General features: G+C 70.0%; 13 protein-coding genes and 2 tRNA genes. 3 read left to right on the forward strand and 12 right to left on the reverse strand.

Annotation, left to right across the window (positions count from 1 at the left end; translation table 11 throughout):
* Positions 1–10 precede the first annotated feature (10 nt).
* From ACZ69Q_RS29165 to leuS, 3 genes are all read right to left on the reverse strand, one after another.
* Positions 11–856, reverse strand: coding sequence for a DegV family protein (locus ACZ69Q_RS29165; protein WP_471047151.1), 846 nt, complete (start codon positions 854–856; stop codon positions 11–13).
* Positions 857–949: 93 nt separating this feature from the next.
* Complete coding sequence (locus tag ACZ69Q_RS29170; protein ID WP_471047153.1) at positions 950–1,837, reverse strand: hypothetical protein; 888 nt, start codon at positions 1,835–1,837, stop codon at positions 950–952.
* Positions 1,838–2,205: 368 nt separating this feature from the next.
* Positions 2,206–5,073 (reverse strand): leucine--tRNA ligase, encoded by a 2,868-nt coding sequence (gene leuS, locus ACZ69Q_RS29175; RefSeq protein WP_471047154.1) that lies wholly within the window; start codon positions 5,071–5,073, stop codon positions 2,206–2,208.
* A 471-nt stretch (positions 5,074–5,544) separates the two neighbouring features.
* On the opposite strand from leuS, the gene ACZ69Q_RS29180 reads away from it, so the two are divergent.
* Positions 5,545–6,921, forward strand: coding sequence for a cytochrome b/b6 domain-containing protein (locus ACZ69Q_RS29180; protein ID WP_471047155.1), 1,377 nt, complete (start codon positions 5,545–5,547; stop codon positions 6,919–6,921).
* Positions 6,918–8,531, forward strand: coding sequence for an NADH-ubiquinone oxidoreductase-F iron-sulfur binding region domain-containing protein (locus tag ACZ69Q_RS29185; protein ID WP_471047156.1), 1,614 nt, complete (start codon positions 6,918–6,920; stop codon positions 8,529–8,531). The genes ACZ69Q_RS29180 and ACZ69Q_RS29185 overlap by 4 nt, the downstream gene beginning before the upstream one ends.
* A gap of 106 nt (positions 8,532–8,637) precedes the next feature.
* On the opposite strand, the gene ACZ69Q_RS29190 is transcribed toward ACZ69Q_RS29185, so the two are convergent.
* From ACZ69Q_RS29190 to ACZ69Q_RS29230, 9 genes are all read right to left on the reverse strand, one after another.
* Positions 8,638–8,710 (reverse strand) — tRNA-Ala (locus ACZ69Q_RS29190).
* Between the two features lie 121 nt (positions 8,711–8,831).
* Positions 8,832–9,065, reverse strand: a complete 234-nt coding sequence (locus ACZ69Q_RS29195) for a hypothetical protein (RefSeq protein WP_003976229.1) — start codon at positions 9,063–9,065, stop codon at positions 8,832–8,834.
* A 440-nt stretch (positions 9,066–9,505) separates the two neighbouring features.
* Positions 9,506–9,578 (reverse strand) — tRNA-Ala (locus tag ACZ69Q_RS29200).
* A gap of 104 nt (positions 9,579–9,682) precedes the next feature.
* Positions 9,683–10,354 carry a histidine phosphatase family protein gene (locus tag ACZ69Q_RS29205; RefSeq protein WP_471047158.1) on the reverse strand — a complete coding sequence of 224 codons (672 nt, stop codon included), beginning with the start codon at positions 10,352–10,354 and terminating at the stop codon, positions 9,683–9,685.
* Complete coding sequence (rsfS, locus tag ACZ69Q_RS29210) at positions 10,351–10,797, reverse strand: ribosome silencing factor (protein ID WP_471047160.1); 447 nt, start codon at positions 10,795–10,797, stop codon at positions 10,351–10,353. The genes ACZ69Q_RS29205 and rsfS overlap by 4 nt, the downstream gene beginning before the upstream one ends.
* 124 nt (positions 10,798–10,921) lie before the next feature.
* Positions 10,922–12,649, reverse strand: a complete 1,728-nt coding sequence (locus ACZ69Q_RS29215) for an LCP family protein (protein ID WP_471047162.1) — start codon at positions 12,647–12,649, stop codon at positions 10,922–10,924.
* Positions 12,650–12,674: 25 nt separating this feature from the next.
* The gene (nadD, locus tag ACZ69Q_RS29220; RefSeq protein ID WP_471047164.1) at positions 12,675–13,313 is read right to left on the reverse strand and encodes a nicotinate-nucleotide adenylyltransferase; all 639 of its coding nucleotides are present in this window, start codon (positions 13,311–13,313) and stop codon (positions 12,675–12,677) included.
* Between the two features lie 77 nt (positions 13,314–13,390).
* Positions 13,391–13,555 (reverse strand): hypothetical protein, encoded by a 165-nt coding sequence (locus ACZ69Q_RS29225; protein ID WP_471047166.1) that lies wholly within the window; start codon positions 13,553–13,555, stop codon positions 13,391–13,393.
* 131 nt (positions 13,556–13,686) lie between these two features.
* Positions 13,687–13,848: a hypothetical protein gene (locus ACZ69Q_RS29230; RefSeq protein WP_093745985.1), complete on the reverse strand. Its 162-nt coding sequence runs from the start codon at positions 13,846–13,848 to the stop codon at positions 13,687–13,689.
* A gap of 138 nt (positions 13,849–13,986) precedes the next feature.
* Between ACZ69Q_RS29230 and ACZ69Q_RS29235 the strand changes: the two genes are divergently transcribed.
* Positions 13,987–15,132, forward strand: a complete 1,146-nt coding sequence (locus ACZ69Q_RS29235) for a M48 family metallopeptidase (RefSeq protein WP_471047168.1) — start codon at positions 13,987–13,989, stop codon at positions 15,130–15,132.
* Positions 15,133–15,158: the final 26 nt, after the last annotated feature.

Here is a 15,158-nt window from a genome sequence, read left to right on the forward strand (position 1 = left end):
GCAGCAACGCCTATCGCGGCGAAACCACAACCCCCAACAACCCGGGCCCCGTATGCGCCCCGATCACCGCCCCGACCTCGCTCACATGCAGGTCGGCCAACCCCGGCACCCGCGCCCGCAGACGATCCGCCAGCGCCGACGCCCGGTCCGGCGCCGCGAGATGGTGGACCGCGATGTCGACCTGTGCGCTGCCCGCTCGGTCGGCCGCGATCTCCTCCAGGCGGGCGATCGCCTTGGAAGCCGTGCGGACCTTCTCCAGGGGACCGATCCGGCCGCCCTCAAGCTGCAACAGCGGCTTCACAGCGAGCGCGGAGCCCAGCAGGGCCTGCGCGGCGCCGATACGGCCGCCGCGGCGCAGATAGTCGAGGGTGTCGACGTAGAAGTAGGCGGCCGTGGCCCCGGCCCGTTTCTCGGCGGCTGTGACGGCCTCGTCCATCGTGCCGCCCGTCTCCGCGACCTCGGCCGCCGCGAGCGCGCAGAACCCCAGCGCCATGGCGATCATGCCGGTGTCCACCACCCGCACCGGAACCGGCGCCTCACGCGCCGCGAGGACCGCCGCGTCGTAGGTGCCGGAGAGCTCGGCGGACAGGTGCAGGGAGACGATGCCGGTGGCGCCGGACTCGGCGACCTGACGGTAGTGCTGTGCGAAGACCTCGAGGCTGGGGCGCGAGGTGGTGACGGGGCGTCGCTTCTGCAACGCCTGGGCGAGGGAACGGGTCGAGATCTCGGTGCCCTCGTCCAGTGCCTGGCCGCCGACGACCACGGTCAGGGGCACCGCTGTGATGCCGTGGCGCTCCATCGTCCGGGGCGGCAGGTAGGCCGTTGAATCGGTGACGATAGCGACATGGCGGGACATGAGCTGGAGGTTACCTGGCGTAGTGCCCGGGCGGCAGCCCGACCCCGCTCAGCCGGTGAAGCCTTGACCGGAGCGGCGCGTGGCCGTGGGGGCTCAAGTCGTGCTCTCGGGACGGGGTTTCTTCTGCCAGGGGTATGTCTGGCGCGGGCCCGGCGGGTTGATGGCGGGCCTCGTCGGTTCCTCGGCCCGCTGCCGCTGAGGGCTGTCCGGCCAGGTCTGCTCGGCGGTGCCGGCCGCGTCGGCGTCGGGTGCCTCCGGCCACGGGGGCGGCGGGGAGGACGGACGCTCCGGCGCCTGCCCCGCTGCCGCGGATCCCGCCTTCGAAGATCCCGTGGCTGAAGATCCCGTCGTCGAGGATCCGGCCGTCGAGGACCCGGTCGCGGTGGACCCTGTCGTGGCGGACCCGGTCGTGGCGGACCCGGTCGCCGTGGATTCCGTCGTCTGCCAGTGCCGCAAGGCGCCGGTCTCCACGTCGATCTGCGCGCTGAGGGTGTCCAGGTCGTCGTCGGCGAACCGGCGGGCCCGGTCGCGGGCCGCCCAGCGCAGCGAGTCCGCCGCCTCGACGACGCGCCCGGTGCGCTCGCGCAGCTCGGGCAGCCGCGTGGCGAGCGTCGTACGGTCCGGCTCGGACTCCAGGCGGCGCAGCTCCGCGTCCAGTTCGTGGCCGTGCGCGCTGAGGCGCTCGAAGAGGCCGAGGGACTCCTTGAGGGACTCGTCCTCGCTCACGCCCGCGTGCAGGGCGTCCTGGGTGGCGCGCATCGAGGTGCGCAGCTTCAGCCGCAACTGCGCGAGCTCGCCGGCCGCGCCGGGCTGGGCGAAGGACTTGGCGCGCAGGGTGTGGTCCTCGACCGTGCGCCGGGCGTGGGTGATCGTGTCGTCCACGCGGCGCTTGGCGGCGCCGACCACCTTCACCGTGGCATACGCGCCGAGTGCGACGAAGAGCACGAAGAGCAGGGCCACGACTGCGATCACTGCTTCCACAAGCTCCTCCTCGGACCGGCCGCGACCCATGTCACGTCACTCTTCAACGGTAAACGCAGCGGGCAGGCCCGGAGTTCCAGAAGAACCCCGAACCTGCCCGTAGGGGATCACCCCGAGCCGTCCGTCGTGATCATGACGCCCGGCGGCATGCTCACCGACCGGACGGAGACTTCCGGCCCAGTCCGAGCACGCCGCCGGACGGAGACTTCCGGCCCGGCCCGAGCACGCCGCCGGACAGAGACCGCCGGCCCAGCCCGAGCACGCCGCCGGACAGAGACCTCCGGCCCGATCCGAGCACGCCGCCTGGACAGCCCGGCCCGAGCACGCCGCCGAACAGAGACTTCCGGCCCGATCCGAGCCCCGAAGCCCTACGCCGGAACGATGTTCACCAGCTTCGGCGCCCGCACGATCACCTTCCGGATCCCGGCCCCGTCCAGCGCCGCCACGACCTTCTCGTCGGACAGCGCGACCTTCTCCAGGTCCTCCTCGGAGATGGCCGGCGAGACCTCCAGGCGGGCCTTGACCTTGCCCTTGATCTGCACGACGCACGTCACCGTCTCGTCGACCACGTATGCGGGGTCGGCGACGGGGAAGTCCTCGTGCACGACCGAGCCGGTGCGACCCAGCTTGCGCCACAGCTCCTCGGCGATGTGCGGGGCCAGCGGCGCGACCATCAGCACCAGCGACTCGGCGACCGAGCGCGGCACGGCGCCGCCCGCCTTGGTCAGGTGGTTGTTCAGCTCGGTGACCTTGGCGATCGCGGTGTTGAACCGCATGCCCTCCAGGTCCCCGCGCACACCGTCGATCGCCTTGTGCAGGGCACGCAGCGTGTCCTCGTCGGGCTCGGCGTCCACCACCGTCACGGCACCGGTCGACTCGTCGACGACGTTGCGCCACAGCCGCTGCAGCAGCCGGAACTGGCCGACCACCGCGCGCGTGTCCCACGGCCGGGAGACGTCCAGCGGGCCCATCGCCATCTCGTACAGACGCAGCGTGTCGGCGCCGTACTCGGCGCAGATCTCGTCCGGAGTGACGGCGTTCTTCAGGGACTTGCCCATCTTGCCCAGCAGCCGGGAGACCTTCTCGCCCTGGTAGTAGTAGGCGCCGTCGCGCTCCTCCACCTCGGCGGCCGGCACCGCGATGCCGCGGCTGTCGCGGTAGACGTATGCCTGGATCATGCCCTGGTTGAACAGCTTGTGGAACGGCTCCGCGGAGGAGACGTGCCCCAGGTCGAACAGGACCTTGGACCAGAAGCGCGCGTACAGCAGGTGCAGCACGGCGTGCTCGGCGCCGCCGACGTACAGGTCGACACCGCCGTGCGGCTGGCCCTCGCGCGGGCCCATCCAGTACTGCTCGATCTCGGGGTCGACCAGTTGCTCGCTGTTGTGCGGGTCCAGGTAGCGCAGCTCGTACCAGCACGAACCGGCCCAGTTGGGCATGGTGTTGGTCTCACGCCGGTACCGCTTCGGGCCGTCGCCCAGGTCCAGCGTGACGTTGACCCAGTCCTCGTTGCGCGACAGCGGCGTCTCGGGCTCGGTGTCGGCGTCGTCCGGGTCGAAGGTGCGCGGGCTGTAGTCCTCGACCTCGGGCAGCTCCAGCGGCAGCATCGACTCGGGCAGCGCGTGCGCGATGCCGTCCTCGTCGTAGACGATCGGGAAGGGCTCGCCCCAGTAGCGCTGGCGGCTGAACAGCCAGTCGCGCAGCCGGAAGTTGACCGTGCCCTCGCCGACGCCGGACTGCTCCAGCCATTCGGTGATGCGCGCCTTGGCCTCGACGACGCCCAGGCCGTCCAGGGAGATGCCCTCAGCCGTGGAGTTGATGATCTTCGCGTCGTACGACCCGAAGGCGTTCTCCCACGTGGAGGTGTCGGTGCCGCGTCCGTCCGTCGGCTCGACGATGCAGACGATCGGCAGCTCGAAGGCGCGCGCGAACTCGAAGTCACGCTGGTCGCCCGCCGGTACGGCCATGATCGCGCCGGTGCCGTAGCCCATCAGGACGTAGTCGGCGATGAAGACGGGGACCTGCTCGCCGTTGACCGGGTTGGTCGCGTACGAGCCGATGAAGACGCCGGTCTTGTCCTTGGCCTCGGCCTGGCGCTCGACGTCGGACTTGGAGGCGGCCTGCGCGCGGTAGGCGGCGACGGCCTCGGCCGGGGTCGCGTGGCCGCCGGTCCACACGTCGTGCGTGCCCTCGGGCCAGGCGTCCGGGGTGAACTTGTCGACCAGCGGGTGCTCGGGCGCCAGCACCATGTAGCTCGCGCCGAACAGGGTGTCGGGGCGCGTGGTGAAGACGGTGATGCGCTCGCCGTCGACGGGGAAGTCGACGCGGGCGCCCTCGGAGCGGCCGATCCAGTTGCGCTGCTGCAGCTTGATGGCCTCGGGCCAGTCCAGCTCGTTCAGGTCGTCCAGCAGCCGGTCGGCGTACGCGGTGATCCGCATGTTCCACTGCCGCAGCTTGGCCTTGAAGACCGGGAAGTTGCCGCGCTCGGAGCGGCCCTCGGCGGTGACCTCCTCGTTGGCCAGCACGGTGCCCAGGCCGGGGCACCAGTTGACCGGCGCGTCGGAGGCGTACGCCAGGCGGTACTCGCCCAGGATGTCGGCGCGCTCGCCGGCGGTCAGCGCGTCCCAGGAGCGCCCACCGGGAACGGCCCGCTCACCGGACTCGAACTGCGCGACCAGCTCGGCGATCGGCCGGGCCTTCTTCGCCTCCTCGTCGTACCAGGAATTGAAGATCTGCAGGAAGATCCACTGGGTCCACTTGTAGTAGTCCGGGTCGATCGTGGCGAACGACCGGCGCTTGTCGTGACCCAGGCCCAGCCGGCGGAGCTGGACCTTCATGTTCTCGATGTTGGCCTCGGTGGACACGCGCGGGTGCGTGCCGGTCTGCACGGCGTACTGCTCGGCGGGCAGGCCGAAGGCGTCGAAGCCCAGGGTGTGCAGGACGTTGTGGCCGGTCATGCGCTGGAAGCGCGCGAAGACGTCGGTGGCGATGTAGCCCAGCGGGTGGCCGACGTGCAGACCCGCACCGGAGGGGTACGGGAACATGTCCATGATGAACTTCTTCGGCTTGGCGACCAGCCCGGGATCGCCCGCCAGATCACCCTTGGGGTTCGGCGCCGCGTACGTGCCCTCGGCGTCCCAGAAGTCCTGCCAGCGTGCCTCGATCTCGGCGGCCACGGCCGCCGTGTAGCGGTGCGGCGCGGCCACCTCGGCGGCAGCGGGGTTCGTCTCGCTCATGATCCTCAAAGCTCCATCGATCGTCTCTGCCGGCGGCTGCGATTCCCGAAAAACGAAAAATCCCCTCGCACAGGAGGGGACGCCGCGCCGATGCCGACCATCCGTTTCGCCCGGTGGTCGGGATTGATCAGCGCGGCTCGCTAAGCAGAAGGCGTACGGCACGCATGGCGTCAGGGTACCGCAGCGCCGTAGCGGGTCGCGACGGGCTTCTCAGGGGGCGCGTGACAGCACTCATGAGAGGCCTCACACATGAACAACCGTGCCCCCCGCTCCGTACCTGTGAGTTGTGAAGACATGGAAAAGCTGAACAACGTTCAATTGTTACCTGGCGTAACAGTCACTAAGGGACACCGCGAGTCCCACACAGCCCGTAGATAACAACGCAATAACTCAAACGCCGTACCCCCCGGTATGGAGCCACTTAGAGTGCGGCAGCGGGACCGCCTTCCCGAACCGCTCGGAGTTGCCCCCATGAACCCTCGTCGTAGTAACAGTTCGCTCCCCAGGCCGGGCCGGTCGGCCTACGGGGTGGCGACCGCTGCTGTACTGCTTCTCATACCCCTGGTCGTGCTGCTCGGCGGCGCCTGGCTCCAGGAGTTCCTCAACTTCGGTGCCGGCGTCCTGTCGCTCGTCTGCCTCACCTGCTCGGTGATCTGGGGCCTCGTCGCCCAGGACCGGATGATCCTCAACACCCGCCAGCGGATCATCGCGCAGGGCATCCACCGGGTGACCGCCGTGGGCTCGATCGCCTTCCTCCTGGTGCACATCGGCGTCAAGCTGGCCCTGGACCACGCCAGCCCGATCGCCGCACTGATCCCCTTCAGCCTGGTGTTCGCCGGCGGCAGCGAGATCCCGGGCAGCGCGTTCCTCATCGGCCTGGGCTCCCTGGCCGCCCTGCTCATGATCTTCGTGGGCATCACCGGCGCCCTGCGCAACCAGTTCGCCTCCCCGGCGCCGGTCGCCGCCCGCTGGCGCGCGATGCACATGCTGGCCTACCCGGCCTGGTGCTCGGCCCTGATCCACGGCCTGTTCGCCGGCCGCCCGGCGAAGACGTTCTTCATGGTCAGCTACGAACTCTGCGTCGTCGCCGTCGCCGCGGCCCTCGCCCTGCGCGCCGCCCCGCGCCCGGTCAAGCGCAAGGTCGCCGACCGCCTCGCCCAGATCATCGGCAACGAGCCCGGGCCACGCGAGGACCTGGAGGAGAGCCGCACCCGGGCGGCGTCCGGTTCCTCCCTGCCGGGCTACGAGAGCCGGCGTCCGGGGCGGGGTTCGCGCGACGAGCGCCCCTCCCGCGACGAGCGCACCGGCCCGCTGCCCGGCATGCCCTCGCAGGCCCCCTCGGCCGCGGAGACCACGGGCGGTTTCGCCGCCGCCTACCGCGCCGTCAACCCCCGCTCCCGCGGGCAGCAACAGCAGCCGTACGCCGACCAGACCTCACGCATGGACATGCCCCTGGACATGCAGCCGACGGAGGCGATCCCGCGCGTCGACGGCAGCATGAGCGGCACCGGCAACTGGCCCATCCCCTCCCCACCCCCGGTCGGCGAGGCACCCCCGTCCTCCTACGACCCGCTCAACGACACGGGATACAACATCCCGGTCTACGACAATTCCGGCAACACGACCTACGGTTCGAACACGTCGGGCTACGGCGCCAACGCGGCCGGCTACGGCTCGAGTGATGTGTACGACACCGCTGAGACAAACGCCGCCTTCGGTACGTACAACCAGAACGACACGTACAACAACAGCGGTCCCGCCACTGAAACATTCCCCGGTGCCTCCTACGACTTCGACGCACCGGGTTCGGGCGAACCTTGGAACACGCCTTCCGGAGGGTTTAAGTGAACGAGGCCCTGCCCGACGTACCCGAAGTCCGCGTGGTCGGGCTTCCCCAGCTCACGTCGGGCTTCGACCTTGTCGAGAGACTCGATCTGCCCATGCACCTGAAAGTGCACGGGCCGCTCGAACCGATGGGCGGCGAGCAACTCGCCAAGCTCGCCGAGAACATCAACCTGAAGGGCCGCGGCGGCGCGGGCTTCCCCTTCCACAAGAAGCTGCGCTCGGTCGCCGAGGCCGCGATCAAGCGCGGCGTACGGCCGGTCGTCGTGGTCAACGGCAGTGAGGACGAACCGGCCTGCCGCAAGGACACGGTGATGATCAACCGTGCCCCGCATCTCATCCTGGACGGCGCGCTGCTGTGCGCCGAGGCCCTGGGTGCCCGCACGCTCGTGGTGGGGGTCACCCGGGAATCGACCCAGCGCTCCATGGAGGCCGCCCTCGCCGAGCGCGGCCTGAGCAACACCCGCCGCTCGGCGCTACGCGCGTTCGTGCAGCGCAATCCGGTGCGCATGGTCACCGGCGCCGCCGCCTCCCTGATCCGCTCGATCGACGGCGGCCCGGCGATCCCGGCCGGCCGCAAGGTCAGCGCCTCGCAGAACGGCGTCGGCGGCGCCCCCACCCTGCTGTCCAACGCCGAGACGTTCGCCCAGCTCGCCATCGCCGCCCGCATCGGCCCGGAGCGCTACGGCAACACCGGCCTGTACGACGAGCCGGGCACCGTGATGCTCACGGTCTCCGGCGCGGTCGCCCGCCCGATGGTCATCGAGGTGCCCACGGGCGTGCCGCTGCGCTACGTCCTGCAGCTCGCCGGCGCCCCGCCGGTGCCGCAGGGCGTGCTGACCGGCGGCTACCACGGCAAGTGGATCGACGCGGCGACGGTCAACGAGGCGGTCGTCTCACGCAACTCCCTGGACGCGGTGGGCGGTTCGCTGGGCGCCGGCGCGATCCTGCCGATCACTCAGGAGACCTGCCCACTGGGCGAGTCGCTGCGGGTGGCGCAGTGGCTGGCCGAGGAGAGCGCGGGCCAGTGCGGCCCCTGCTACCTCGGCCTGCCGGCCGCCGCGCGCGGCCTGGAGGACATCCTCAACGGCGGCGGCCCGGCCGCCCTGGAGGCGCTCAAGCAGGTCGCCAAGAACGTGAAGCGGCGCGGCGCGTGCTCGCACCCGGACGGCTCCGCGATGTTCCTGGAGTCGACCATCAAGGCGTTCACCGACGACCTCGCGGCCCACGTCCTCGGCAATGGCTGCGGACGGCCCGTGGAGGGCGTTCTGCCGCTCTTCGAGGGCGGCAGGGCACCCACCGGCATCCCGGGCGGCGCCGAGGAGGAGGAGAACGGCCCCAGCCGCCAGAAGATCTACGTCGACTGGACGCTGTGCCGCGGCCACGGCCTGTGCGCGGACATCCTCCCGGAGGTGTTCCAGCTCGGCGCCGACGGCTTCCCGACCGTCGCCCAGGCGATGGTCCCGCGCTACGCCGAGGCCAAGGCCCTGCGCGCGGTGCGCCGTTGCCCCGCCCTCGCCCTGCGCATCGAGGAGGACACCCGCGGGCAGGACACCTCCCGCAACAACCTGCCGGTCCTCTCCCAGGGCCGCGGCAGGCGCGCCCTGGGCCGCTGAGAGTCGGGGCCGTCCCACCGGGACGGCCCCTGGAACCAGCGGTGTTCGCACACGAAGAAGATCCCGCCGGATGGATTCCATCCGACGGGATCTTCTTGTCTCACTGTGGAGCTAAGGAGAATTGAACTCCTGACCTCCTGCATGCCATGCAGGCGCTCTACCAACTGAGCTATAGCCCCTTGCGTTCCGCCCGGTCTCCCTGGCGGCGACGCCAACATTACCGGTCGACCGGGTGCAGCACCAAATCGTTTGCCTTCGAGGGCAGTACGACCCTAAATGTCGGAATTTACGACCCGAGGATCATGCCGTGACGAAGGAATAGAAGCGCTTGAGCGTGCAGTGTTCTTCGAGCAGGCGGCCATAGATCGGCTCGCCCTCGAGTTCACGGTACGTCTCGATCGGGTCGCCTTTTATGATCAGCGCCCGCGCGCATTCCTCGCACCAGTACTGGTAGTCGGGGTTCACCGGTTCCATGTCACGGACGATCGGCGTGCCGCTGCCGCACCAGTCGCACTTACGCCTGTGTGCACCCATCGATCAGCTCCAGATGTGGCCGCAGGCCGTGCACACGTAGGAAACTCCGCCGTTGTCACCGAGAAGCTGGGCGACATGGACGGAGCCGCAGGAAGGGCAGGAGAGGCGGGTGATCGTATCCCGTGTCAATGCTGCTTCGGAGAGGTGACCGACCTCTCCGAGGATGCTCGCAGGCATCGCTACTCCCTCCCGTCGGGCCGCGCCCCCTCCGGCCGTTTGATTCTGCCACGGCCGGACCAATACGGTCAGCGACGCCTCAGTACCAGTCCGGACACGGCAGCCTCCGTGGCCGTGCGGACGATGCGAACACGCACCCCAACGCGCCTCTCCTGAGAGGTATACGCCTGCGAGGCCCAAGTGACTCAAGCCGGACCCGAACAGTTCGGATACCAGAAGATCCCGCCGATCTGAGCGATCGACGGGATCTTGTTGTCTGACTGTGGAGCTAAGGAGAATTGAACTCCTGACCTCCTGCATGCCATGCAGGCGCTCTACCAACTGAGCTATAGCCCCTTGCGTTCCGCCCCGCTCAGCGGCGCGAACAAGAAGAACTTTAGCCTGCGACCTGCCAGAAAGTGAAATCCGGGTCCCGGGTCGTCCCGGCCGGGACCCGCACGTCAGTCGTCGTCGCCGAGCACCGGCTCCGGCAGGGTGCCGGCGTTGTGCTCCAGCAGGCGCCAGCCGCGCGCGCCCTCGCCGAGGACGGACCAGCAGCAGTTGGAGAGGCCGCCGAGGCTCTCCCAGTGCCGGGCCTGGAGGCCGAGGAGGCGGCCGATGGTCGTACGGATGGTGCCGCCGTGGCTGACCACCACGAGCGTGCCGTCGTCGGGGAGCTTGTCGGTGTGCCGAAGCACCACGGGCGCGGCGCGTTCGGCGACCTCGGTCTCCAGTTCGCCACCGCCGCGGCGCACCGGCTCACCGCGCTTCCACGCGGAGTACTCCTCGCCGTACCGGGCGATGATCTCCTCGTGCGTCAGGCCCTGCCAGACGCCCGCGTAGGTCTCGCGCAGGCCCTCGTCGTGCGTCACCTCCAGGCCGGTGAGCCCGGCCAGCTCGGCGGCCGTGTTCGCGGCGCGCTGGAGGTCGGAGGCGATGATCGCGTCGGGTTTGAGGCCCGCGAGCAGCCGGGCGGCACGGCGGGCCTGGGAGATGCCCGCCTCGGTGAGAGGGACGTCCGTGGTGCCCTGGAAGCGGCGCTCCACGTTCCAGGAGGTCTGGCCGTGCCGCCACAGGATGACGCGGCGGCCGCGGCCGGGCTTGCCCGCGGACACCTCGCCGGTGGCACTCATCGCCACTCACCGCCGAGCTCGGCGGCCTCCTCGGCGGCCTGGAGCTTGGCATGCTCGGCGGCCTTGCCGCGGGTGGCCTTGGCGTCCTCGGGCAGCTCGAGCTCGGGGCAGTCCTTCCACAGTCGCTCCAGGGCGTAGAAGACGCGCTCCTCGCTGTGCTGGACGTGGACGACGATGTCGACGTAGTCGAGCAGCACCCAGCGGGCCTCGCGGTCGCCCTCGCGGCGCACCGGCTTGGCGCCGAGCTCCTTGCTCAGCCGCTCCTCGATCTCGTCGACGATCGACTTGACCTGGCGGTCGTTGGGCGCGGAGGCCAGCAGGAAGGCGTCCGTGATCGACAGGACGTCGCTGACGTCGTAGGCGATGATGTCGTGCGCGAGCTTGTCGGCTGCGGCCTGGGCGGCGGTGTTGACGAGCTCGAGGGAACGGTCGGTAGCGGTCACTACAAGGCTTTCGATCGGCGGACACTTGACTTCACTCGACATCAAGGGTCTCACGGACCAGTGACAGCACCCCACGTGATTATCACTTCACGTGGGGTGGCCTGCGGTGATGTGCCGGCTGCCGCTACGAGGACGACGGTTCGTAGTCCTGGCCCAGGAGCACCGAGACGTCGGCGTTCGCGGACACGTCCCCCTTGGCGACCGCGTCGGCGGACAGGCCCAGGGTCTTGGCGACCTCGGTGGCGTTGTCCTTGTCGGCGGCGTCGGCGTAGACGACCTTCGACGTGGCCTCGGTGGACACGTTGCCGCCCTCCAGGAACGTGAAGCCGCCGTTCAGCAGCACCACGCGGGCCTTGCCGGTGTTGTCCTTGACGCCGCTGGCATTGCGCACGGACACCCGGATCGCGGCGTCCTTGTCGGGGCTCTTCGCGGTGCCGCCGAGGACGTCCTTGACCACGCCGGCGCTCGCCTGGGCGCTCAGCGAGCCGTCGGTCCGGACCGGCAGCATGGCGGTCTTGTAGTCGCCGCCCTTGGCGAGGTCGGCGAGTCTGGCGAGGAAGGCGCCGAGGTCCTTGTCGGTCAGCGGCGGCTCGATGATCATGCCCAGCGTCTGCACGGTGGTGGTCGCACCCTGCGCGTCCGAGGTCAGCTTGCGCAGCACCGCCTGCATGACCTGCCCGAACCGCTCGAGCTGGGCGTTCTGCGCCTCGCCCGAGCCCTGGTAGGTGGCGTAGGCGACGGCCGACTTGCCGCTGAGGGTCTGGGCCTTGCCCTTGCGCACCAGGGGCGCGGTGCCCTTGGACTTGGCGTCCGGGTCGGGGACGTTCGCGTTGGTGTCGACCTCGATGTTGCCGATCAGGTCGACGAGGTTCTGCAGGTAGGGGGTGTCCAGCCGCCAGGTGCCCTGGATCTCGGTGCCGAGGACGGTGTCGATCTCGTCGCGGGTGCCGGAGGAGCCGTCGTCGTCGACCGACTTGGCCAGCGTGGTCGTGGTGCCGTCGTCGCCGGAGAGCGCGAGGGAGTTGGGCAGCAGAACGGTCGTGCCCTGCTTGGTGGTGGTGTTGTCGACGAGCAGCGCCGTGGTGGTGCCGCCCTTCTTGGTGTTGTGCAGGTGGACGACGATCACGTCGCGCTTCTGGGCGCCCACGGGCGTCGCGGTGTCCTTCTTGTCGTCCGACGACGTGAGGCCGGGCAGCTTCCCGGCGTACCAGAGGTAGCCGACGCCGCCGGCCGCGGCGAGCGCCAGGACGACCACGAGGGCGACCACACGCGCGCGTGCCCGCCGCTTGGCCTCCTCGCGGCGCTCGGTGCGGTTCTCGGTGAACTTCAGCCAGTCGATGACGTCCTCGGAGTCCTGGTCGGGCTCCTCGACGAAGGCGAACTGCTCGGTGCGGTAGTCCCTCTCGCCCCGCTCCTGGGTCACCGGCTCCTCGACCGGCCCGGCCTGGTGCGGGATGTAGGCGGTCTGCTCGGCGACCCGGGGCTGCTGACCGCTGGTGGCGGTACGGCCGTAGGGGTCGTACGGCGCCGAGTGCCCGCCGGTGTACTGCTGCTGATGCGTTCCGGTGTGCTGCTGGTGCGTGCCGGTGCCGTACGGGTCGTAGGGCGGCGTGGCCGGCTGCCGGCCGGTGTCACCGCCGCCGTAGGGGTCGTACGGCTGGGCCGGCTGCTGCCCGCCCGTGGCGTACGGGTCGTATCCGTAGCCCTGCTGTGTGTAGCCGTCGTACGGCTGCTGGGTCTGCTGCTGCGGCGGGACCTGTCGGTACACCGGCCGCCCGTACTCGTCGTAGCCGACCAGTTCGTACTGGTCGGCGCCGTGTCCTGCGGCCCCCGCGTCGTATCGGTCGTTCACCGGTAGCCCCTCTCGGCTCACTGCCTCACTCGCCGCGGTACAGCTCACGTTTGTCGATGTAGCGCACGACTCCGTCCGGCACCAGATACCAGATGGGATCTCCCTTCGCGACTCTCGCGCGGCAATCGGTGGACGAGATGGCCAGCGCGGGAACCTCGACCAGCGACACGCCGCCCTCCGGGAGACCCGCGTCGTCCAGGTCGTGGCCGGGCCGGGTGACCCCGACGAAGTGCGCGAGGGAGAACAGCTCCTCCGAGTCGCGCCAGGTCAGGATCTGGCCGAGGGCGTCGGCGCCGGTGATGAAGAAGAGGTCCGTGTCCGGATTGAGCGCGCGCAGATCGCGCAGGGTGTCCACCGTGTACGTCGGACCGCCGCGGTCGATGTCGATGCGGCTTACGGAGAACTGCGGGTTCTCGGCGGTGGCGATGACCGTCATCAGATAGCGGTCCTCGGCCGGGGAGACGTGCCGGTGGCTCTTCTGCCACGGCTGGCCGGTCGGCACGAACATGACCTCGTCCAGGTGGAACTGCGCGGCGACCTCGCTGGCCGCGACCAGGTGCCCGTGGTGGATCGGGTCGAAGGTTCCGCCCATGACGCCGAGACGGCGCTTGCCGGGGTTCGACGGGCCGTTTCCGGGGCCGGTAGGCATGTCCTGCTCTCCCATGCGTGCAGACCCTACCGGCCCCGCCTGAGGGCTCCGGCCGGCAGTCGCGCGGGCGGAGCGGGGGGCCTGGCCGGGACTCAGCGGTCGCGGTTGAAGCGGGTGGTGATCCACAGCAGCAGCAGGAGAATGAGGAACGCGCCGCCGCCGGTGGCCAGCGGGCTGATGCTGCTGTGGTTGCCGCTGTGCTCCTCGCCCTCGGCGGCGAGGGTGACCAACTGGGCAGCGGCGCTGTGGAGGCTCATCTTCGGCGTGACCTATCGGTGTGGGCGGGATAGAGATGTCGGCCCATCGTAAGCGGGCGCCGTGACGGCGAACACGCCGACTCCACCGTTGGGGCGCGCCGGACGGACCGACGGGCAACCTTCGCGGCGGTTCAGTCGTCCTTCTGCCTGTAGCCCCGCAACAGGAACCACGCGGTCAGCACACAGCCCACGACCATCACGATCAGTACCACCCGGAGCAGATTCCCCGCTCCCTGCTGCTCGGCCGCCCTCGCGGCCTCGGTGAGCCAGGCGGCCGAGGGGTTGTGCTCCATGACGCGGAACTCCTTCGCTGTAGTGCCCGTCCAAGGTAACTCCGCCTAGGCTGGGCTCTGCTTCGGGGGGCGCAAAGGACGGAACAAGGCTCCGCAAAGGGCCGAGAGAGACCCATCCACTCGCACATGGGGGAAGACATGTCCGACGGCCACGAGCACAACGGGCACGAGAACGTGCCGAGCAGGCAGCGCAGGCGTTTCCCGGGGATCTCCTCGCGTGCGTACGAACACCCCGCGGACCGTTCGGCCCTGGTGGCCCTGCGCAAGCTCAGCGGCTTCGACACGGTCTTCAAGGCGCTCAGCGGGCTGCTGCCCGAGCGCAGCCTCCGGCTGCTGTTCCTGTCCGACTCGGTGCGGGTGTCGGACCAGCAGTTCACGCACCTCAACGACATGCTGCGGGACGCCTGCTACATCCTGGACCTGGAGAAGGTCCCGCCGATGTACGTCAACCAGGACCCGGTGCCGAACGCGATGTGCATCGGCCTGGACGAGCCGATCATCGTCGTCACTACGGGTCTGGTGGAGCTGCTCGACGAGGAGGAGATGCGGGCGGTCGTCGGCCACGAGGTGGGCCACGCCCTCTCCGGCCACGCGGTGTACCGCACCATCCTGCTGTTCCTGACCAGCCTCGCCGTCCGGGTCGCGTGGATCCCGCTCGGCAACCTCGCGATCATGGCGATCGTGACTGCGCTGCGCGAGTGGTTCCGCAAGTCGGAGCTGTCCGCGGACCGGGCGGGCCTGCTGGTCGGCCAGGACCTGAAGGCCTCGATGCGCGGGCTGATGAAGATCGCGGGCGGCAATCACCTGCACGAGATGAACGTGGACGCGTTCCTGAAGCAGGCCGAGGAGTACGAGGCGGGCGGTGACCTGCGCGACTCGGTGCTGAAGATCCTGAACGTGCTGCCGCGCTCCCACCCGTTCACCACGGTCCGCGCGGCCGAGCTGAAGAAGTGGGCCGAGAGCCGCGACTTCCAGCGGATCATGGACGGCCACTACCCGCGGCGCAGCGAGGACAAGGACACCTCGGTCACCGACTCCTTCCGCGAGTCGGCGTCCCACTACGCCACCCACGTGAAGTCCTCCAAGGACCCGCTGATGAAGCTGGTCACGGACATCGCCGGCGGCGCGGGCGACCTGGGCGGCCGGGTGCGACGGGGCTTCGGCGGCTTCACGAGCGCGCCGCCGAGGGACGAGCCGGGGCGGGACGGCGCCGACGGCACGGACGGCGGCACCGACCGGGCGGACGGTCCGGACGGAGCTGACGACACCGGGAAGGACCGCTGACGGCGGTCCCTCGAAGCTCGCGCGGA

It is taken from the genome of Streptomyces sp. NPDC036764, from assembly GCF_055609385.1.

Bases quoted from the DNA above. Each gene is read 5' to 3' on its own strand.
- ACZ69Q_RS29165 (WP_471047151.1), bottom strand. From the start codon at position 856: ATGTCCCGCCATGTCGCTATCGTCACCGATTCAACGGCCTACCTGCCG.
- leuS (WP_471047154.1), bottom strand. From the start codon at position 5,073: ATGAGCGAGACGAACCCCGCTGCCGCCGAGGTGGCCGCGCCGCACCGC.
- ACZ69Q_RS29180 (WP_471047155.1), top strand. From the start codon at position 5,545: ATGAACCCTCGTCGTAGTAACAGTTCGCTCCCCAGGCCGGGCCGGTCG.
- ACZ69Q_RS29195 (WP_003976229.1), bottom strand. From the start codon at position 9,065: ATGGGTGCACACAGGCGTAAGTGCGACTGGTGCGGCAGCGGCACGCCG.
- ACZ69Q_RS29205 (WP_471047158.1), bottom strand. From the start codon at position 10,354: ATGAGTGCCACCGGCGAGGTGTCCGCGGGCAAGCCCGGCCGCGGCCGC.
- nadD (WP_471047164.1), bottom strand. From the start codon at position 13,313: ATGGGAGAGCAGGACATGCCTACCGGCCCCGGAAACGGCCCGTCGAAC.
- ACZ69Q_RS29225 (WP_471047166.1), bottom strand. From the start codon at position 13,555: ATGAGCCTCCACAGCGCCGCTGCCCAGTTGGTCACCCTCGCCGCCGAG.
- ACZ69Q_RS29230 (WP_093745985.1), bottom strand. From the start codon at position 13,848: ATGGAGCACAACCCCTCGGCCGCCTGGCTCACCGAGGCCGCGAGGGCG.
- ACZ69Q_RS29235 (WP_471047168.1), top strand. From the start codon at position 13,987: ATGTCCGACGGCCACGAGCACAACGGGCACGAGAACGTGCCGAGCAGG.